This window comes from Microcoleus sp. A6-C6 (assembly GCF_036705955.1).
Classification (GTDB): Bacteria; Cyanobacteriota; Cyanobacteriia; order Cyanobacteriales; family Microcoleaceae; genus Microcoleus.
Genome location: NZ_JAUBVR010000016.1, coordinates 30,505 through 50,381 on the forward strand (window position 1 = coordinate 30,505; position 19,877 = coordinate 50,381).

The 19,877-nt window shown below is 46.5% G+C and carries 14 protein-coding genes; 2 read left to right on the forward strand and 12 right to left on the reverse strand.

Annotated features, from left to right (window positions below):
- Positions 1 to 29 precede the first annotated feature (29 nt).
- Both QUB52_RS09370 and psb35 read right to left on the reverse strand, forming a co-directional pair.
- Positions 30 to 1,445 (reverse strand): HD domain-containing phosphohydrolase, encoded by a 1,416-nt coding sequence (locus QUB52_RS09370; protein ID WP_332973681.1) that lies wholly within the window; start codon positions 1,443 to 1,445, stop codon positions 30 to 32.
- Between the two features lie 300 nt (positions 1,446 to 1,745).
- Positions 1,746 to 1,940 carry a photosystem II assembly protein Psb35 gene (psb35, locus tag QUB52_RS09375; protein WP_332973682.1) on the reverse strand — a complete coding sequence of 65 codons (195 nt, stop codon included), beginning with the start codon at positions 1,938 to 1,940 and terminating at the stop codon, positions 1,746 to 1,748.
- Between the two features lie 136 nt (positions 1,941 to 2,076).
- On the opposite strand from psb35, the gene QUB52_RS09380 reads away from it, so the two are divergent.
- Positions 2,077 to 5,106, forward strand: coding sequence for a glycerol-3-phosphate acyltransferase (locus QUB52_RS09380; protein ID WP_332973684.1), 3,030 nt, complete (start codon positions 2,077 to 2,079; stop codon positions 5,104 to 5,106).
- A 157-nt stretch (positions 5,107 to 5,263) separates the two neighbouring features.
- Here the strand turns inward: QUB52_RS09380 and QUB52_RS09385 are convergent, their stop codons facing one another.
- The 5 genes from QUB52_RS09385 to QUB52_RS09405 form a co-directional block, all read right to left on the reverse strand.
- Complete coding sequence (locus QUB52_RS09385; protein WP_265237740.1) at positions 5,264 to 6,991, reverse strand: phosphatase PAP2 family protein; 1,728 nt, start codon at positions 6,989 to 6,991, stop codon at positions 5,264 to 5,266.
- A gap of 337 nt (positions 6,992 to 7,328) precedes the next feature.
- Complete coding sequence (locus tag QUB52_RS09390) at positions 7,329 to 8,549, reverse strand: ABC transporter permease (RefSeq protein WP_332973706.1); 1,221 nt, start codon at positions 8,547 to 8,549, stop codon at positions 7,329 to 7,331.
- Between the two features lie 163 nt (positions 8,550 to 8,712).
- A complete protein-coding gene (locus QUB52_RS09395; protein WP_265237746.1) occupies positions 8,713 to 9,930 on the reverse strand; it encodes an ABC transporter permease in 1,218 nt (405 codons plus the stop codon).
- A 457-nt stretch (positions 9,931 to 10,387) separates the two neighbouring features.
- Positions 10,388 to 12,259: an efflux RND transporter periplasmic adaptor subunit gene (locus QUB52_RS09400; RefSeq protein WP_332973686.1), complete on the reverse strand. Its 1,872-nt coding sequence runs from the start codon at positions 12,257 to 12,259 to the stop codon at positions 10,388 to 10,390.
- Positions 12,260 to 12,767: 508 nt separating this feature from the next.
- Positions 12,768 to 12,908 carry a hypothetical protein gene (locus QUB52_RS09405; RefSeq protein WP_332973687.1) on the reverse strand — a complete coding sequence of 47 codons (141 nt, stop codon included), beginning with the start codon at positions 12,906 to 12,908 and terminating at the stop codon, positions 12,768 to 12,770.
- Between the two features lie 49 nt (positions 12,909 to 12,957).
- On the opposite strand from QUB52_RS09405, the gene QUB52_RS09410 reads away from it, so the two are divergent.
- Complete coding sequence (locus QUB52_RS09410; protein WP_332973688.1) at positions 12,958 to 13,380, forward strand: hypothetical protein; 423 nt, start codon at positions 12,958 to 12,960, stop codon at positions 13,378 to 13,380.
- On the opposite strand, the gene QUB52_RS09415 is transcribed toward QUB52_RS09410, so the two are convergent.
- From QUB52_RS09415 to QUB52_RS09435, 5 genes are all read right to left on the reverse strand, one after another.
- Positions 13,381 to 14,391, reverse strand: a complete 1,011-nt coding sequence (locus QUB52_RS09415) for an ABC transporter permease (RefSeq protein WP_332973689.1) — start codon at positions 14,389 to 14,391, stop codon at positions 13,381 to 13,383.
- Between the two features lie 137 nt (positions 14,392 to 14,528).
- Positions 14,529 to 16,187 carry an ABC transporter substrate-binding protein gene (locus tag QUB52_RS09420; protein ID WP_332973690.1) on the reverse strand — a complete coding sequence of 553 codons (1,659 nt, stop codon included), beginning with the start codon at positions 16,185 to 16,187 and terminating at the stop codon, positions 14,529 to 14,531.
- A gap of 354 nt (positions 16,188 to 16,541) precedes the next feature.
- Positions 16,542 to 17,156, reverse strand: a complete 615-nt coding sequence (locus tag QUB52_RS09425) for a hypothetical protein (protein ID WP_265235648.1) — start codon at positions 17,154 to 17,156, stop codon at positions 16,542 to 16,544.
- Positions 17,157 to 17,445: 289 nt separating this feature from the next.
- On the reverse strand, positions 17,446 to 18,573 hold the full coding sequence (locus QUB52_RS09430) for a type II secretion system F family protein (protein WP_332969685.1): 1,128 nt from the start codon (positions 18,571 to 18,573) through the stop codon (positions 17,446 to 17,448).
- A gap of 101 nt (positions 18,574 to 18,674) precedes the next feature.
- A complete protein-coding gene (locus QUB52_RS09435) occupies positions 18,675 to 19,775 on the reverse strand; it encodes a type IV pilus twitching motility protein PilT (RefSeq protein ID WP_332973692.1) in 1,101 nt (366 codons plus the stop codon).
- Between the last annotated feature and the right edge of the window lie 102 nt (positions 19,776 to 19,877).

Here is a 19,877-nt window from a genome sequence, read left to right on the forward strand (position 1 = left end):
AACAGTCAACAGTCAACAATCCAGTGATTCTATAATGCCGGAGCAACGGTTGGAGTTCGATCGCCCGATTCTTCCAACCAGACATTCGGCAATTGGCTGGGGCGGCTCGGTAACTCCATCAAACCCATTTCTGTGAGTCTGACGACGTTACTGAGAGTTTCCACCAAAGCCGGATCGAAACGAGTACCAGACTGTTCGCGGCACTGTTCCAAAGCTGCGCTCAAACTTAAAGCCTGACGATCGCCCCGCGGTTGAGTCAGTTCTTGATAATAAGCTACCAATCCCAAAATCCGCGATGCTATAGGTATTTCTTCGCCTCGCAAACCTTCGGGTCTGCCGCTGCCGTCCCATTTTTCGAGTTCGTGCTTGACAATTTCGGCTACTGGTGCTATCTCCGGCATTGCTTGCAAAAGTTGGCAACCGATGAAACTGCGATCGCGCCAAAATGATAGAGTTGATTGGTCGAATTGATCGGGAGTGCGATCGAATACTTCATTTGGGGCCGAAACCAAGCCGACTCGAAACAGCAATCCGGCCAACCGTAGACGACGCAACTGCAAAGCCGGTAAATCCAGCAATTGCCCCAATGTTTCTGACAGCGCCGCTACCTGCAAAGAAGCTGCGGGATTTGAACTATCGCGTTCGTCCACGCGCTGGGCCATCCGCAGAAAAGCTTGCAGTTTGTTGGCGTTCAAATTGCGGCTGACGCGCAAAGCTTGACCTTCCAATTCCCACAAATCGCGGGTTTGGCGGTTAATTGCTACCATTTGCTGCTGAGAACTTTGCAGGTAAGTGACAATCCGCGATACTACGCCGCTAATGTCTGCTAAGGGCGGGCCTTTGGTGGCGAGAATTTCATGGTGAATTTCTAGCAAACTGTCGGCTAGGGAAGAATTATAATGTCGTGTTTGTTCTATAAAAATTTCTGCAGACGCCGACACTAAAGACTGGTCAAACGACCACAAGCCGTAGAATTTTCGCTCTGTATCAACTTCTGGCTTGCCCTCTGGCAAATATTCCTCGTCTGAAAGTTCGCGACAAAGCACCATTGCTTTATAAGTCGGGGCGAGGATGATTAAATTCCATTCTTGGATGATGGGATCGATCGGATCTAGATTGATTAAAGATACATTTTCTAATTGACCTGTTTTGTGGGTAGCGAAGCCGCTGTCGGCTACTGCACCGATGACGACGCGCCGCGAGGCATTAGCAATATCCAGGTAGCGATCGGCTTCTTGCAAATACCATTTTCCCTGCTGAAATGTCACCAATACCAGTGGTTTGAGTGCGAGATCGTCCTCCCCCCCGCTGGTTTGCAAGATGTGGTCTTCTAGGGCGTGACACAGGGCTACTAGGGTGTTTTTGAAGTAAACCCCGTAGCTAGAAGGCAGTTTTCCGTCGGGAAGTGTAGCTTGTAGTCTGGCGAGAGTTGATTCTGGATTCATTGCAAAAGGCGGTGCCGGCTCTTATTTATTGTAGCGGGCGATCGAGCTTTTTTGGCATTTTTTCTCATTCCCAGGCTACAAGCTGGCGCGTATCTAATTTTAACAATCCTGTTTTTCTAAACTTTTGTGGGTGGGATTTGAGCAGCGCCCGAAAAGTTAAACTTAAACTGGCAACTTCAGAAACCCGGTTTCTTGCGTGATTGTTCGTTACCAAACGCAAAACTCGTAGAAACCGGGTTTTTAGCTACATATCGATCAGCAATGAAACTGTCGCTATGTATTGTCTAAAAAAACTTTGTTTTACTTACCTTTGGAATCAGAAACATCAGCAATCAAATCGTCTTTGTCAACTTTCGGTACAAAATCAGGCCGTTCTTTGGATTCCCAGCCGGGGGGACGCTTGGAGTTGTACCACGCAATGGAGCCGATACTAACCGCAGCTACAAATCCCACACCAAGAACTGAGATGGGAATAATTAGGTTGTGTTCTACCATTATGTTGAAATCCTTATTTACTCTACTTCCATAGTATTTTATGTGCTATTGGCGATCGCGCAATATATCTGAAGGCTGAAAAAGTGAGTGCATTGCAGCCATAATACTTAGATATGGGAATTTGGGGGCTGATTTTATGGCGCTGTTGACAATGGCATTGCTGTTAGCTGCCAGTTTTGCCCTCGGTGCTTTGCCACTTACTAGCTGGGCGGTGCGACTGTTGGGCGGCGGTGATTTGAGGCGGTTGGGTACGGGGAATGTTGGTGTTTCGGCTGCTTTCATTCACGGCGGGAAATTGGCGGGGATTGCTGCGGTGTTGGCGGAAGTTGACAGGGGTATTTTACCGGTTTTGGCGGGCCGATTTTACTTCCCGGATGCACCGCAAATTGCGATCGCCCTGTTGATTCCTCTAGTCGCTGCTAGATATGCGATCGCCGGAGGTGGAGGTGTCACTAATGCCGTTTGGGGTCTTTTGGTATTTTCGCCGCCCGTGGCTGTCTCGTCTGGCATCTGGGGGATGCTGGTGTGGGGTTTGGCACGGCGGTGGTGGCAAAATGGCGATCGGGCGAGACTATTTGCTTCCCGCTGCGGCTGTCTGTGCACTCCTCTCTGGGTTTGGGTGTGGCGTCAATCAATGCCCGAATTTTTAGCAGCAGCCGGATTGGGAGTTTTATTAGCAGCGATTAATATCCGTCAGGGTGATGATATGGCTTTATCTAAATCGGAACAATTGTTTTCTCTCGATGACTCATTGGATGCTACAATCTGTGGCGATAAGGCTGCTAAGTTGTCTCAACTAAAACGCGCTGGTTTTAATGTTCCTTCGGGCTGGATTTTGCCATCTTTGAAGGAAGAAGGAAGAAGGAAGAAGGAAGAAGGAAGAGGGAAGAGGGAAGAAGGAAAAGGGAAGAAGGAAGAGGGAATAAGGAAGAGGGAAGAAGGAAGAAGGAATGAGGAGAATGTCGATCGCCCTTCAATCAGTAATTCTGTCATTCAAAACCTCAAAGCAAAAATCCCCAACCGCATAATTGTGCGATCTTCTGCTGCGGGAGAAGATGGCGATTTTAGTTCCGCCGCCGGACAATATCAAACCATCGGGCCTGTTTTTACTGAAGCAGAATTGCTCAACGGCATTAATTCCTGCCGCCAGTCTTATTGGACTTCCGAAGCTGTGGCTTACCGCCGCCAGCGACAACTCCCCGACACTCAAATGGCTGTCTTGATTCAGCCTTACATTGAAAGCCAAATTGCCGGAGTTATGTTCAGCCGCAATCCTTTAGATGGCGGTTCTCAAATCATTATTGAAGCTTTGCCGGCAGGTGCTGCATCTGTTGTCGGCGGGCAACTTACTCCGGTTCATTTGGAAGTGGATTTTAGTCAACCTGAAACTTTAGATCAAAATTTAAGCGCCCTAGAATTTAGTTCAATTATTGATAAAAAAATTATCGCAGAATTAGTCAAACAAGCGCAAGCCATCGAAGCCTTTTTTCATGGCATCCCGCAGGATATTGAGTGGAGTTGGGATGGGGAAAAAGTTTGGATTTTGCAAAGCCGCCCGATTACTAATTTGCAGCCGTTTTGGACGCGGACTATTGCGGCAGAAGTGATTCCCGGTGCAATTCGCCCGCTAACTTGGTCGATTAATCGGCCGCTGACTTGCGGGGTTTGGGGAGAGATTTTTGGGGTGGTTTTAGGCGATCGCGCTGCTAATCTAAATTTTAATGAAACAGCAACTTTGCTTGGTTCCCACGCCTATTTTAACGCGACTTTGTTGGGCGAAATTTTTCGGATGATGGGATTGCCGGAGCAGGGTTTGGAATTTTTGCTCAGAGGGCAGAAGATGGGTAAGCCGCCTTTGGGGAAGATTTTGCCCAATTTGCCCGGTTTGTGGCGTTTGTTGCAGCGGGAGCGGGCGCTAAATGCAGATTTTGAGGGCGATCGCACTTCTGTTTTTATCCCCGCACTCCAAAGTCTGGAGAAGTCAGTTGATAGTAGGCAGTTGGCAGTTGATAATAGTAACAATGCCCAATGCCCAATGCCCAATTATCAGTATTTGTCGGAGTTATTGGATAAATCTGAGCAAATTCAGGAGTGGCTGAAACCGATTACTTATTACAATATCTTAGGGCCGATCGGGCTGGCAATTCGTAAAGCAATTTTTCAGGTTGACGATGAATGGCTTGACAATAATACTGCTCCTGAAATCGCTTCGGTGCGAGCTTTACAGCAGTTGGCTGAAAAGTTGCGAACAACTGCTATTTTGCAATTGGGCGAAACTGTTTCAACCCCACAGTTAGCACAATTTTTTGCTGAAACTCCGGCTTTACAAGCAGACTTTGAACAGTGGCTTAATACTTACGGATATTTGAGCGAAGTGGGAACGGATATTGCTGTTCCTACTTGGCGGGAACAGCCGGAATTTTACCGAAAGTTGCTGTTAACTCTGGCTCAAAAACCTGTTGTTGCTAATTTGGCAGCAACGGGTAAATTAAGATTGACTTTTGCTCAAAAATGGCGCTTAAATAAATGTCAGGAGCGAGCTATAATCAAAAGCCAAATTAGCGAAGTTTACGCTCGTTTGTTGGCTCATCTGCGCTGGACTTTTCTGGAGATTGAAGCTTGCGGGTTGGAAATGCAGGTATTTGATGAACCTGGGGATATTTTTTATCTGGAATTTGGGGAGATTCAGCAGTGGATTCGCAGTGCTGCAAATGTTTGTTTTCAAGATACGATTAGCCAAAGGCGCGATCGCCTCTTAGCCGATCGCGATCGCCCGATTCCTCCTGTAGTCTACGGCAATTTACTGCCCAATTCTTCCAAAAGGTCGATCGCACCCGCAACATCAACAACCGCTATCGTGCAGGGAATCCCCGCAAGTATCGGCTGCGTCGAAGGTTTTGTCAAGATTTGCCGGAGTGTCACCACAGAATTAGGCGAAAGTGCGATCGTTGTCGTACCCTACACCGATGCAGGTTGGGCACCGCTATTATTAGGAGCAACAGCAATTATCGCCGAAGTTGGCGGCCAACTCTCTCACGGAGCAATTATCGCTCGCGAGTACAAAATTCCCGCAGTCATGAATGTTGCTGAAGCTACAACGCGCTTTCGAGACGGTCAAAAAGTACGGGTAGACGGATATCTCGGCACTGTAGAATTGCTCGAATAGTAAGTATTGGACGCAAAGCGTGGCTTGACGCGCTACTTGTAGCGGTAAGGTGTGCAATGCTTTTTTCTTTTATTTGCAAAATTAGAGATGCACCCACTTAGAAAATAGAAAATAACAAGTTTTCCATTTTCCATTTCCCGATCGACTCGCCACTGTCCTAAAGTAAGAAATTCTGCACAACATAGTTCCCCAGATTTCTACCAGAACTCAAACCATCTAGGTTAGCAGTCATGAAATGGATGCCTCCGTAAAGGCGGCTCATCCCCGATTCTTCAGCAGCTTGGGCAAAGTTGTCAAAAGTTCGCAAACTGTTGACAGATTTATCTCCCTTGTCCGCAAAGCCGTAATCCGAACCGAATACAGCATTCAGAACAGGCTCTGCCGCACCGCTAAAGGTACTGTGGCCCGACGTGTACTCTGGGAACGGCGGAGTCGTTAGCAGCGGAGTCCACAGGGGGTCGGCTGTCGTGTTGGGGTTGTTGTCTCTGTCAGCTTCGCGGATAGCTGTCACCGGCCGCCACAAATTGTACTTGTACTTGGTATCCCAAGAGACAACAGCAGCATCGGCGAGGGCAAAATTTAGCAGGGCGAACAACCGGGCGTTATCTTCCAGAGAGCTACCCGCCATAGCCGCTGCATCTTGGGCGATTTGGTTCCAGTGGCCCGGAGGCGTAAAAGTACCTGCACCGTTGGCCCAGAAGTTGGCGATCGCAGTTTGATCTGGGGTGCGCGTCAGGCTGTCACTTTTGCCGATTTCTTTGACGAAGTTAACTTCCTCTGCGTACTTGGCGGTGTCAATGGCGAGGGGGCCCTCTGTGCGAAACTGAGGACCGCTAGTCATAACAAAGGGAGTAACGCCGGGCCACTGCGGCGCCAGCCCTACAGCAAAACCGGGGGTAGTCGGCGTCCAGAGACCGGGCTCGGTTGAGGGGATGTACGGCACTTCTGTCTTTGTGCCGTCTGCACTCCGCAAAGCGATAATTTGGTCGGCCACCTGTTGTCCGAGGGCGATGCCGTCTTCTTTAGATTTACCATCAGGAATTTTGGCTAAAGACGATGCGTATGCTTCGTTGAATGTGGCTGCTTGGGCTGGGTAGAGGCTGACTAAGACGCGGAGGGCAGCGGCTGCTGTGGCTGCTTCTGGTGATGTGCCTGCTGGTGCATCGATGCTGATCCGGTAAGGGCTGTATTTTTTGCTGATGGAGTTAACAGAGTCGTAAACGGCTGCCTGAACCATTGCCATGTTGCGGGAGGCTTGGGGAGGCGCGCTGTTGGCTGTCCGCACTGCATTGAGCATGACTCCGTTCCAATCGAGGATCGGGTTTCCCGATAAGTGAGTTGTGAAGTTGTCGCGGTTGACACTGCTGCTGTTGACTGCTGGCAATACTGCTAAATATTCGCCCGTGAGTTTGTCTTGAATTACGGTGCTGTTGCTGTTAGCGTCTGTGCCTTGCTGGATGTTTAAGTCGTTAAATGTCAGGCCGTCTAGCAATTGAATTTTGTCGTTGCCGCTGCCGAAGTCGTTGATGTAGTCGGCTGTTGCTACCGTTGGGCCACCGTTCAATTTCGCGATCGCAAAAATGTCATCGCCGGGGCCGCCGGCCATTGTATCGCTACCCGCGCCGCCGACAATTGTATCGTTGCCAGAGTCGCCCAAAATTAGATCGTTGCCTTTGCCACCCCAGATGATATCCTCGTCTGCGCCGCCGACAATTGTATCGTTGCCTTGGTCGCCGCAGATTTTGTCTTTACCTCGATCGCCTTCAAGAAAGTCATCTCCGCCCTTGGCATAAATTATGTCGTTGCCATCCAAGCCGCTAATTGTGTCTGCTGCTGAAGTTCCTTCGAGAAAGTCGAATTTAGGACTACTGGTAATAGAAGCCATTGGTATTTATGTGATATTTTTCATTAAATTATAGCAAAGAATCATAGCATTGATAAGTGCTCATGTCTGTTTGCTTCTCATTTATATTATTAGACTTTCCGCTTACTACGTAAATACCCGGACTACAACTTTATTGAATCTTTAATATTTCACTCATTTTTATAAAGTTTCCGGATTTATTTGTAATTTCTCATACATGAATTTTGCTCACTATGTACAATCCCACTGGTTTTATTAATATTTAAAGATATATATATCGCGGTTAGAATCAAACTGTAACATTAGGTATTTACTGATCTCGGTATTTACTTAAGTATATTATATGTGTGATTATTAGTTAAGCACTTCTTAATGCTGCGATCGGGTCGAGTTTGGAGGCTTGACGCGCGGGGACAACGCCGAAGAAGAGGCCCACTGTGCCGGACACGCTGACAGCAAGGGCGATCGCCACAGGGGAGATACCAGCTTGCAATGGCGTAAAATTACCTACAAGCAAGATACCGCCGACACCTACGCAAGTACCGACTATCCCTCCTGCAGCCGATAAAATTATAGCTTCGACGATAAATTGAAACAGGATATCTTGTTGGGAAGCCCCGATCGCCTTTCTGAGCCCGATTTCTTGCGTCCGTTCGCTCACAGACACAAGCATAATGTTCATAATCCCAATGCCACCTACCAACAGGGAAATGCTAGCAACAGCAGTTAACATCAGTGTCAGGGCCCCGGAAATCGAGTCCATTGTCGCCATTAAATCTTTCTGATTTCTGACCGTAAAGTCATCTTCTGTGCTAATTTTGTGCCGCAGTCTCAGCAAGTTTTCTACCTGAAATTGAGCCGCATCCATTTTCGACTCATCTTGAATTGAAATAAACAGCGAAGTGACAGCTAAACCGTAGGGAGATTTCCGCCCGACAATGCGGTTGGCCATTGTGGCGATCGGCACAACAGCCGAGTTATCATAATTCGTACCAAAAGATGTGCCTTTGGGCGCGAATACTCCAATTACTTTCATACTGACATTTTTGACTCGCACTTGTTCGCCGAGGGGGTTAGCATTCTCAAACAGTTGCTCGGCCAATTCTGAACCGAGCACTACAACTTGATTGTTTTGCTTAACATCGAGTTCAGTCAAAAATCGCCCTTTAGCCATTTCAAAATTTCTGACTGTGAGAAATTCTGGAATCGTGCCAAAAATTAGAGACGAAACATTTTTGTTACCGTAGCGAACAATCTCAGAACTGTTGAGTTCTGCGGAGACACCTTGGACGGAAGGGACTTGAGAGGCGATCGCCTTAGCATCCTCTACTATCAATGTTTGAGGCGCGCTGGCGATCGAACTTCGCCTAGCATTGGGAACTCCTGGCCTCACGATCAATACATTTGTACCAAGGGATTGAACTTGTCCACTTACAAATTTTTGTGCTCCCTCTCCAATACCAATCATCGCAATTACCGAAGCGTTTCCGACAATCATCCCAATCATCGTTAAACTGCTGCGAGTTTTATTTGCTAGCAGTGTTTGGCCAGCCATTTTAACACTTTCAATAAAATTCATAATTTGGGAATTGGGAATTGGGAATTGGGCATCGGGCATCGGGCATTGGGAATTGGGAATTGGGAATTGGGAATTGGGAATTGGGAATTGGGAAAGTTACAAAGTAAAGCCTTCTTCCATCTTCCCTCTTCCTTCTTTCATCTTCCTTCTTCCTTCTTCCTTCTTAAGCACTTCTGAGTGCCACAATCGGGTCTAATTTCGCAGCTTGTTTTGCAGGTACGATGCCGAAAAATAAGCCAATGCTGCCAGAAACGCCGACTGCAAGGGCGATCGCCACTGGAGACACGCTAGCTTGCAGAGGAGTAAAAGCCGACACCAAAAACACGCCGCCGATACCGAATCCAGTACCGATCGCGCCACCAGCAGCCGACAAAATTACAGCCTCGATCATAAACTGAATTAGAATATCTTGGGGAGAAGCCCCGATCGCCTTTCGCAGTCCAATTTCCTTAGTACGTTCCGTCACAGAAACCAGCATAATATTCATAATCCCGATGCCGCCCACAAACAGCGAAATTGCCGCCACAAAAGCCAACATTAGAGTCAAAGCCCCAGTAATACTGCCCAAAGTCTTCATTAAATCCTTCTGATTTCGGACAGTAAAATCATCTTCTTTCGTAATATTGTGGCGCAATCTGAGCAAATTTTCAATTTGAAATTGCGCCGCCCGCATCAACTTCTCATCTTTCACAGACACAGAAATAAATGTCACCTTAGTACCGTAGGGAGACGAGCGCCCGACAATCCGATTAGCCATCGTTGTCAGCGGCAAATAGACATTCATATCTTGATTGTCGCCAAAACTCGAACCCTTTGACTGCATCACTCCAATCACTTGAAAAGTAGAATTTTTGATCCGAATATATTGACCAATCGGCTGCGTATTGCCAAACAATTGTTCAGCAGCTTCTGAACCTAAAGCAACTACATTTTCCTGTCTTTCTAAATCTAATTTGTTTAAAAATCGACCTTTACCAACATCAAAGCTTCTGACTGTCAGAAATTCGGGAGTAGTTCCGACAATGGAAGATGAAACGTTTTTATTGCGGTAAGTAACGAGTTGACTGTCATTGAGAGTTGGTGCAACTTCTTGGACAGAAGCAACTTGAGAGGCGATCGCATCTGCATCTTCCAACACCAACGTCTGAGGCGGAATCACCGGGCGACTTTGCGCTTCAGGACTTCCGGGAATGATAAACAGCAAATTTGAACCCAGAGAGTTAACTTGTCCCGCAATAAATGTCTGTGCTCCTTCACCGATACCAATCATCGAAATTACAGAAGCATTACCGATGATAATTCCTAACATCGTCAAGCTACTGCGTAACTTATTTGCTGTCAAAGTTGTGACAGCCATTTTGACACTTTCAAAAATATCCATAATTCAATTTTAGTAGTTTGTAGGGTGCGCACTGCGCACCGGTTAAGTTGATCGGATAAGCAATAAGCACCGGCTGACTAAATTTCAGGAAATCAGGACTGACGACCTAATCATCTTGGGTGCACAATGTCAAAGAAAGTCAATGTGTTAAATCTGAAGCACATAAGAAGCATTAAACCGCTAAGCAATAAGCACCGGCTGACTAAATTTCAGGAAATCAGGACTGACGACCTAATCATCTTGGGTGCACAATGTCAAAGAAAGTCAATGTGTTAAATCTGAAGCACATAAGAAGCATTAAACCGCTATTTCACGTTCGGATTAGTCATAATTAAAGCAAGGAAAATTGCCTGGAATGAGCTTAGGTTCAAAATGAAAACGCTTCGGTGGGCTACAAAGTCAACCGGTGCGCAGTGCACACCCTACAAACTAATGACTAATGACTAATGACTAATGACTACTTCTGATTCTTAATAATATCCTCCAACTTTTTACCAGCAGGAAGTTCAGTAAAAACCCGATCGCCCGCCTTAGCACCTTCCAAAATCTGAATCTTGTTACCAATAGTCGAACCCACAGTCACAGGCTTAAACTTCGGTTGCTGCTTCTCATCGGGAACTAGCACACCTGTTTGACCTTTATTCGTCACAATTGCCACCGTCGGGACAACCAAAGCATTGCTGAGCTTTTGACCGATAAATCTCAAATCAACATTCATTCCCGACTGTAAGAAATCCTTACCAGAGTCAATAATGGCGACGCGCACTTGAAACAAGGTCACATCTCGTTCCTTAACAGCTTCCGGCGCAATCAATTTAACGCGGCCTTTAAACACTTTATCGGGATAAGCATCAGCCACAATTTCAACTATTTGACCCGGTTTAATTTGACTGATATCTGCTTCCGGCACTTTCGCCAAAACTTCCACATCTCTAGCCAAAGCGACAATCGATGTCGAAGTTGCCGAAGTCGCTTCCGATGCCGAAGTTGCCGGAGTTACAAAAGCTCCTTCAATCGCGTATCTTTGGGTGATAATTCCCGCAAAAGGAGCGCGAACTTTTGTATCTTCTAACTGCACTTCTTGAAAGCGGACTTGAGCCTGAGCTTCTGCTAAATCAGCTTTAGCGGAAGCTATTTCTTCCGGGCGAGCCCCATTTTCTTGGACAGCTAATTGGCTTTTTGCTTCAGCAACTGCTGCTTGGGCTTTAGCAATTTCTTCGGGACGATTGCCGTTTTCAACTTGTGCTAATTTGCTTTTTGCTTCGGCAACTTCTGCCTCACCTTTAGCAATTCCTTCCGATCGCGTACCGTTTTGTAACTGCTTCAATGCTTGCTGCTCGACTTGTGCCGCAGCTTGCAATTGCTGAATTTGCGATTTCCGACTTTCTTGCAGTTGTTGGAGGCGTTTTTGGGATTCAGTTACTTTAGCTTGAGCAGTGCGATTTTCTTTGATTAATTCATCCAGTTTATCTTGAGCAAGAGCACCTTCTTGCACTAACGGGCGGTTACGTTCTACCCGCTTAGCTGTTAGTTCAGCTTGGGCTTGACTCGATACAATTTGCGTTTGTGCTTGGGCAATTTCTTGTTTGACACTGCCAGTTTGAGCATCTGCTAAACGGGCTTGAGCTTGGGCTAAACGAGCTCGCCCTTGGTTTACTTCTTCCACGCGGTTGCCGGCTCGGAGTTGCTGCAAATTAGCTTGAGTTTGCTGCAAGCGGGCTCTGGCTCCTGCAACTTCTTCTACGCGACTGCCGGCTTGGACTTGAGCGAGAGAGGCTTCGGCTTGATCTAAGCGCGCTCTGGCGCTGGCGATATCTTCCGATCGATTCCCGGCTTCGATTTTGGCTAGTTTGGCTCGCACGCTGGCCTCGCGGGCTTTAGCTTGAGCCAGTTGAGCTTCTACATCGCGGCTTTCCATGCGGGCCACGATTTGTCCTGCTTCAACTTTATCGCCCTGTTCGACAAATAATTCTGCGATGCGCCCTGAACCTTTGGGGCTGAGATTCACGCGCTGTACGGGCTGCACCGTACCGCTAGATGTGATTCGCACGGTGAGGTTTTGCGCTTCTACCGGCACTGTCATCGCCGCGATCGCATCTACTTTCGGTTGCGATTTACTATTTACTAAATATATGGTAGTCGGTACAGCTAGCAACCCGGCTGCAACCAACCCGATCGCCCACCGCTTCGACTTCGGCGCGGGCTTCTTCGGAGACTGCTTTTGGGCGGTTTTATTATCTACAATTTTAGTCTCTGCGGCCTCGGTGTCTGCTGTCTGAGTATCTTCCACCTTAACCTGAGCAGTTTCCTTTTTTGGGCTAACGATCATAAAAAAATATGGTAAGCGGGAAACTCAGCGACTTTAGTCCTGAGAGGGCAACGACGCGGGGGACTGAAGTCTCCGTGTCTTTATGCTAAAGTTGGCAAGTGGTAAATAGAAGCGAAAAACCTTCATCCACTTAAAAAGTAAGCGCAATTGCAATACCTTTGGTACTGGTAGTTGTTTTTGAGCGTGTAGAGGTGAATTGTCAGCACCTGTAAGACTTAAATCGTCGTCTTATGAATCCCCGAACCTTTAGGACTGGGGAGATGTCAACTAATTTAAATCTCAGGATTACCTTAAAGGTAATTTTTTTTTTGATGCTTGGCATCGTCTTTGAGACTCATCCGATCGGGTGATTTAAAAAAAGTTCCCCAACCAGCACCTGTAAACAATTATAGCTAATCTTTTGCAACTTATTAAAAAATGTTAAGTTTTTTCAGTCTAAAGATGTGGGCCCAAACTTTCGATCGCGCGAAACTCACTCTCTACGGAGGCTTTCTTCGGGCGGCGAAACCTACTCAACTAGGTTGTGAGTTGTTTGGGCGATCGCAGTTTGGGCATAAAACCACACAATATTAAGACGCTGACTCTCATAAACCCGGTTTCGCGATCGCAAGGTGGTCAAATCCTGAATATCGATCAGCTCTGTGCCCACAACAGGTTAAAATATTTTGCAAATCCGTTAAAAATGGAAAAGCCCCAACATGAATCGTCCTCAAAGCGTTACCGTTCTGGCAATTTTACAGTTAATTAGCGGCATCTTCAGTCTGCTTGACGGCTTGTTCATCCTACTATTTGCAGGCGTTTTGGGCGGTCTAGGTGCGGTTGGATTCGGCGCAAAAGTTGGCACTGTCATCGGCGGGTTCATTGCAATTTTTTCGGCGATCGCTCTAATTATCGGAATTATTTCCTTAATCTTAACATGGGGTTTGTTTCAACTAAAAAAATGGGCTTGGACAGGAACATTCATTATCCATGTAATCGCCGTCGTCACGCAAATTGCCAAAATGTTTGGTAGCGCAGGTGCAGCAGTCAATTTTCTATCTCTTGGTTTTGCGATCGCTAGCATTTACTACCTGCTAAAGCCGGATGTTAAACAAGCATTTTCTGTTGAACTCCCCTTTTAATTAACGGTACTGAATTCTCGGATCAAAAAAAGCATAGGAAATATCAACCGCCAGATTAATTAGTACAAAAGTCACAGCAACAAAAATTACTCCACCTTGAACAATTGGGTAATCCCGCGCCAGAATACCGCTGTAAATCCAAGAACCAATTCCCGGCCAGGAGAAAATCGTTTCAGTCAGAATCGCGCCGCTTAAAAGCGTCCCAAACTGCAAACCAATAGTTGTGACGATCGGCAAAAACGCATTTTTTAAAGCGTGTCTCAAAATCACCCAAAATTCCGGCAAACCCTTAGCCCGCGCCGTGCGGATATAATCTTGCTGCATCACTTCCAGCATCGCCGAACGGGTGATGCGAGCTATAATAGCCAGCGGAATAGTCCCTAAAGTCAAGGCTGGGAGGATAAGATGGGCGATCGCATCCCGAAAAGCCGCCAAATCCCACCTCAGCAAAGAATCCAAAACATAAACACCAGTAATCGACTTAAAATTAAATCCCAAATCTACACTAATTCGCCCGCTAGGAGGCAGCCATTTCAGATAAACAGCAAACAAATAGATCGCCATCAATCCCAACCAATAGACGGGCAAAGATACGCCTATTAAGGAACCGCTCATCGTTAGATTATCGAGCCAGCTATTTTTGCGAACAGCAGCCAAAATTCCCGCCGGAATTCCGATAAAAACTGCCACCAACATCGCCGCCACCGACAGTTCAAAAGTAGCAGGCCAGCGAATTTTAATTTCATCAACTATCGGAATTCCGCTAATAATGCTATTTCCCAAGTCAAAGCGGAGCAAACTCCCTAAAAAAGCCAAATATTGCAAAGGTAAAGGCTGATTTAAACCCAACCTAGCTCTCAAAATTTCTACTTGTTCGGGAGTTCCCCGTTCTCCCAAAAGTACAGTCGCCGGGTCTCCCGGTATCAAATGCAAAAAAGCAAATACCAGCAGCGTGATTCCGAACAAAACTGGCAATATTCCCAGCAAACGTTTAAGAATATATTTAGCCATTTTTATAAGTAGTAATTCGCAACTGATGATATCGTATTTTGTCGCATTTTCATCTCCATTATTGTCTTCAACCCGCGGAGGCGGGTTTTGTCTGTGTAGGCGCGGTTTCAACCGCCGTCTTATCTATGCAGGAATTCTCAAGACTTACTAACATCCTCAAAAGACTCAGATCCCAAAGGACTCGGAATCCAACCTTGAATATTCTTGCGTTTCCCTAAAAGTGGCTGCGAATGTACGATCGGCAAACGCACAGCTTCCCCATGCAAAATCTCGCTAACTTCTGCATAAATTTTCGCCCTAGCTGCTTTATCCCCACTCGCCCTCCCCCGATCCAAAAGTTCCAAAACTTTGGGATTTTTCCAATTTCCTAAATCCGCTGTGGAACCAGGCCCGAAGTGAGGATAATAAAAATTGTCTGGATCGCCATAATCTCCAGTCCAACCCATCATAAAAGCTTGAAATCCTGGAGGTTTTAGTCGATCGGCTAAATAAGCAGACCAATCCTTTGTTAGCAACTTTACCCGAATCCCGATCGCGCTCAAATCCGCCGCCAAAGCCTCAGCAATCGGCTTCGGCGTGGGAAAATAGGGACGGCTGACCGGCATATACCACAAATCCAAATCAAAACCGTTCGGATAACCGGCTTTCGCCAGGATTGCTTTAGCTTGCTGCGGGTTAAATTCGTAATCTTTAACTTTGTCAGACTGCGCCAAATTCACCGCCGGCGGAACAAATTGCGAGTCATATTTGCCAAGTTCTCCCCAGAAAGCCTTGACGATGGCTTGTTTGTTGATTGTTTGGGCGATCGCCCGCCGCACCTCCGGTTTCGACAAAGGCGCGTAACTCGGATTTAACGCTAAATAACCCACATTAAAAGAAGGTCGCAAAACAGTTTCTAAATTAGCATCCGCCTGCACTTCTTTCAATTGATCCGGCGTTAAATCCACAGTAAAATCAAGTTGACCGGCCCGCAATTGAGCCAGTCTCGCCGCCGGATCGTCAACAAAACGAAGTACCAACTGATTTACTTTCGGTGTTCCTGCTTTCCAATAATTGGGATTTTTTTCTAAAATAATGCGATCGCCCGATCGCCATTCCTTAAACACAAAAGGCCCCGTACCCACCGCCAGCGACCCCGGAGTACCGTATTTAGCACCCGCTTTTTTCACCGCCACCGGACTCGCAATCCCAAAATAACCCGACCCAATCGCTGAAGGAAAGGCAGCAAAAGGTCGATTTAACACAAACTTAATCGTAGACTTATCCACAACGGTAACATCCTTTACCAGGGAATCTTTATCGCCCTTAAATCCAGCAAAAAAGTCCTTCCAAATTTGATAAGTTTTCCCCGAATCTCGATAACCTTGAGGATTTTTGGCATCCCACCAGCGATCGACATTAAACTTAACACCATCCGCGTCAAAATCCGTGCCATCGTGAAACTTGACACCCGATCGCAATTTAAAAGTCCAAGTTTTGCCATCCGTCGAACTCGACCATTCAGTCGCCAGACTCGGTGCGAGTTCCACCGTTCCCGGTTTAAAATCAGTTAAGCGATTGTAGATTTGGTCGATCGCAATCACCGAATTACCATCAGTAATATTTCCCGGTTCCAGATTGACAGGCGGCCCGCCCGCACCGTACACTAAAGCGCCCGGTGGAACCGCGGCGGGAGTTGTCGGAGTTGGAGAATTATTGCTAACCGTGTTTGAATTAGTGCTGCAATTTGATAGAATTACAGCCATCCCAAAAACTAGAGCTAATAAAACTAAACGCCAAGATTTTAACAACCTCATCTCAATAGCTCCTGTTTAATAAAAAATTGTACTCATCTAAATAAATTTCTAATTTACTCTTTCTCTCCCCTCTGCGCCCTCTGCGTTCTCTGCGGTTAATTTTGTTAATTAAATATTCAAATCAAATTTAATTAACAAAATATAACACACTGATTACCAATTACCCTTTACCATTACCAGAAAGAATTGGTTTAAAGCCGGAATCCTGATCGAGGAGAAATTAAAATCCGACTATTCATTACTCCAATCCTCGGACTTCCAGGTAGAGGTGGCTGTCAACTGAAAAGCTGTCAACTGTCAACTGAAAAGCTGTCAACTGAAAAAACAGACCTGATTATTGATCGCACCACCAGCCTACAACTCATAACTTTCTTCACCCATATTCCCCAATTCTCGCCTACCCATAAACTCTTCATCCTCTGCTTCCTCAACCGCCAAATCAAAACTTTCAACAACAAATGGCAAACCAGCAGCCATCAAACCGCGCTGAATGCGATCGGACGTTTCGTCAAACAAAACAAATAGCGGATGAACAGCCTCAGCTTCATCGCTGAAAATATGCTTATAGCGGTACGGCATCACCCACTCGTAACTTTTATCCAGCCAAACCTGGCACTGTCGCCAGCGGCCCAACAAATCAGAAAAATCTTCACCAGGGCGGTGAATAAAAACCAAAATTTCCACCCCAATTTTAACTTTCCACTCTGGATCGCACATCAAAATCACCAAATCGCAGGGCAAACAAACTGCCTGTCCGGGCGATATGCTAGTCCCCCCGCTTCCAGCATAGGAGACCCCCTCCCGCAAGCGCGCAATGGGCAATGGAATGGTAATTAAACTTTCGTTAGCGCGGCGAATACTCGGAATCATCTCCATGTACAGCCGATATTTTTTCAGCAGGGCGATCGCTGCCGAAAATTCGCTGTACTGGGCTAGTAAAGCCTCGTAATGTAATTGTTTGACAGACATTTTAAATCAATTAATAATTAATTAGTCAGTTGACAGTTGACAGTTGACGGTTGACAGTTGATAGTTGTAATTGGCAACTTGTAATTGGCAATTAGTCATTAGTTGGAAACAATTGGTCATTGATTATTATTGAAAAATTAGCCAAAACCATATCACTGACTGAACATTATGAACAACTCAAACAAAGCCAATGACAACTGACAACTGACAACTGTCAACTGTCAACTAACAACTGTCAACTGACAACTGTCAACTGTCAACTGACAACTGTCAACTGACAACTGATTTCTTACAGCTTCTGAAACACTGCGAACATCGGCAGATACATCGACAACAAAATCGAACCTACGATACCACCGACGACAACAATCATCAGAGGTTCTAGCATACTGGTAAGCCCTTTGACTGCTTCTTCAACTTCCGTTTCATAGAAAGCGCCAACTTTCATCAGCATCTTGTCAAGTTCCCCAGTCTCCTCACCAATTGCCATCATTTGAATTGCCAAAGACGGGAAAACTTGCTGTTCTTGCAAAGCAATACTGATCATGCCGCCACTTTGAATTTCCTGTCTGGCATATTCGATCGCATTCGATATCGCCTGATTCCCCGCCACATCTCGCACAATTTCCAAAGAATTGAGAATCGGCACGCCCGATCGCGTCAGCGACCCAAATATCACGCAAAACCGAGCCACAGCAGATTTTTCGATCAAATCTCCAAAAATCGGTAACTTCATCGCAATCCGATCAATTTGCAGGTGGCCCATTGGAGTTTTGTAGTACATATCAAAGGCAAATTTGAGCGCTATAATCACCCCAATAACAGTTATTTGTTGGATGGGAGGCCAAGCCGTACAAAATGCACTAATTGCCAACATAAACAGCGTAAAAGCAGGCAAATCTGCACCAATATCCTTAAAGATTTTAGCGAAAGTTGGCAGCAAGAATATGGTCATTGCGAAAAAAATCACGATCGCGATGGAGAACACAGTCTTCGGATAAGACATCGCCGAATTAATTTCAGCCTCCGTCTTGTGATTTTTTTCCATCATCAGAGCCAGACGATCTAGGGTTTCATCTAGCACACCGCCGACCTCTCCCGCCGCCACCATACTGATAAACAGTTGGTCAAAAACATCAGGAAACTTCGCCATCGCCTCTGCCAAGTTGATACCCTCCTGCACGTCAGCATTCATGCTCCTGAGCGCTCGCTTCAACTTAGCATTAGAACACTGCTCATGCAGCACGGAAAGGCATCTCACGATCGCCACCCCGGCATTAAACATAGCCGCAAACTGACGAGCAAAAATAGCCATATCCTTAACCGTAAGACTGGTAAGGTTATACTCTAGTTGCTCTTGAATCGCACTGAAATCAAAGCCACCTTTCGGTTTTTGACGGATAACGTTGGTAGCCATATATTGCCTCTGAAAATTTATTAAAAGTTAGTTGTCATCAGTCATCAATCATCAGTCATGAACTCTTTTTTCGGACTCATGACTAATGAGTGCTGACCGAATTAATGAGCCCCTCCCTTGCCGCCACCACCAACAGGTGCCGGGCCGATCAAGCGTTCGAGTTCATCAGGCTTAGAAGCCTTGCCCATTGCCGATTCCCAAGTGATTTTACCGGTCTTGTAAAGTTCAGCTAGAGCCATTTCCATTGTCCTCATACCCAACTTCGCTCCCATTTGGATTTGGGAGTAAATCATTGGAGTTTTACCCTCCCGGATCAAGTTAGACATAGCTGGAGTATTCAGCATGATTTCCATCGCGCAGCAGCGGCCACCCCCAATTTTCACAACTAAATTTTGGCTAGCAATTCCGACTAAAGAGTTAGATACCTGGGCACGAACCTGGGGTTGTTGAATGGGCGGGAACACGTCCAAAATCCGATCGACCGTTGCACCCGCAGAATTCGTGTGCAGCGTTCCCATCACCATGTGACCCGTTTCCGCAGCCGAAATTGCCAGACCAATGGTTTCCAAGTCGCGCATTTCCCCCACCAGAATCACGTCAGGATCTTCCCGCAGAGCAGCTCTCAGCGCATTTGAAAAGCTCTTAGTATCTTCGCCCTTTTGACGCTGGTGAAACAAACTCTTGATATTAGGAAACACATATTCGATCGGGTCTTCAACTGTCAGAATATGTTCTGACCGCGTCCGGTTGACCAGATCCAACAAAGCCGCCATCGTAGTAGTTTTCCCGGAACCCGTTTGTCCCGTCACCAACAGCATACCTCTGGGTCTCTCCGTCAGATCCCGCAAAACCTGCGGCACACCTAAAGCATCTGCGTTAGGAATCTTAGAAGCCAGAGCCCGCATACAAGCCGCCCAGCAACCCCGCTCCCGGTAGACATTCACCCGGAACCGAGCCAATCCCTTCACCCCGTAAGCGCAGTCGAGTTCCCACTCCATTTCCAAGTGCTTACGCTGCATATTGTTGAGCATTTGGAAAATCAGGATCTGCACTTCCTCGGCAGCCAGAATGTCGCCGTATTGCGGCTGAGGAGTTAGTTTCCCGCTGACGCGGAAGAAGATAGGCGCGCCCGCCTGGATGTGTATGTCCGAACCCCCTTGCTCTACCAGGGACTCCAGTACGTCTTCAATCATCAGACCCATAGATACCTCTTCTCGATCTAGTTGATAGTTATTGACCAATCTAACTCAGATACATTTAACAGTTAACAGTCAACAGTCAACAGTCAACAGTCAACAGTTAAC

Bases quoted from the DNA above. Each gene is read 5' to 3' on its own strand.
- QUB52_RS09425 (WP_265235648.1), bottom strand. From the start codon at position 17,156: ATGTCTGTCAAACAATTACATTACGAGGCTTTACTAGCCCAGTACAGC.
- QUB52_RS09430 (WP_332969685.1), bottom strand. From the start codon at position 18,573: ATGGCTACCAACGTTATCCGTCAAAAACCGAAAGGTGGCTTTGATTTC.
- QUB52_RS09410 (WP_332973688.1), top strand. From the start codon at position 12,958: ATGAATCGTCCTCAAAGCGTTACCGTTCTGGCAATTTTACAGTTAATT.
- QUB52_RS09435 (WP_332973692.1), bottom strand. From the start codon at position 19,775: ATGGGTCTGATGATTGAAGACGTACTGGAGTCCCTGGTAGAGCAAGGG.
- QUB52_RS09370 (WP_332973681.1), bottom strand. From the start codon at position 1,445: ATGAATCCAGAATCAACTCTCGCCAGACTACAAGCTACACTTCCCGAC.
- QUB52_RS09385 (WP_265237740.1), bottom strand. From the start codon at position 6,991: ATGGCTTCTATTACCAGTAGTCCTAAATTCGACTTTCTCGAAGGAACT.
- QUB52_RS09420 (WP_332973690.1), bottom strand. From the start codon at position 16,187: ATGAGGTTGTTAAAATCTTGGCGTTTAGTTTTATTAGCTCTAGTTTTT.
- QUB52_RS09415 (WP_332973689.1), bottom strand. From the start codon at position 14,391: ATGGCTAAATATATTCTTAAACGTTTGCTGGGAATATTGCCAGTTTTG.
- QUB52_RS09390 (WP_332973706.1), bottom strand. From the start codon at position 8,549: ATGAATTTTATTGAAAGTGTTAAAATGGCTGGCCAAACACTGCTAGCA.
- QUB52_RS09380 (WP_332973684.1), top strand. From the start codon at position 2,077: ATGGCGCTGTTGACAATGGCATTGCTGTTAGCTGCCAGTTTTGCCCTC.
- QUB52_RS09400 (WP_332973686.1), bottom strand. From the start codon at position 12,259: ATGATCGTTAGCCCAAAAAAGGAAACTGCTCAGGTTAAGGTGGAAGAT.
- QUB52_RS09395 (WP_265237746.1), bottom strand. From the start codon at position 9,930: ATGGATATTTTTGAAAGTGTCAAAATGGCTGTCACAACTTTGACAGCA.
- psb35 (WP_332973682.1), bottom strand. From the start codon at position 1,940: ATGGTAGAACACAACCTAATTATTCCCATCTCAGTTCTTGGTGTGGGA.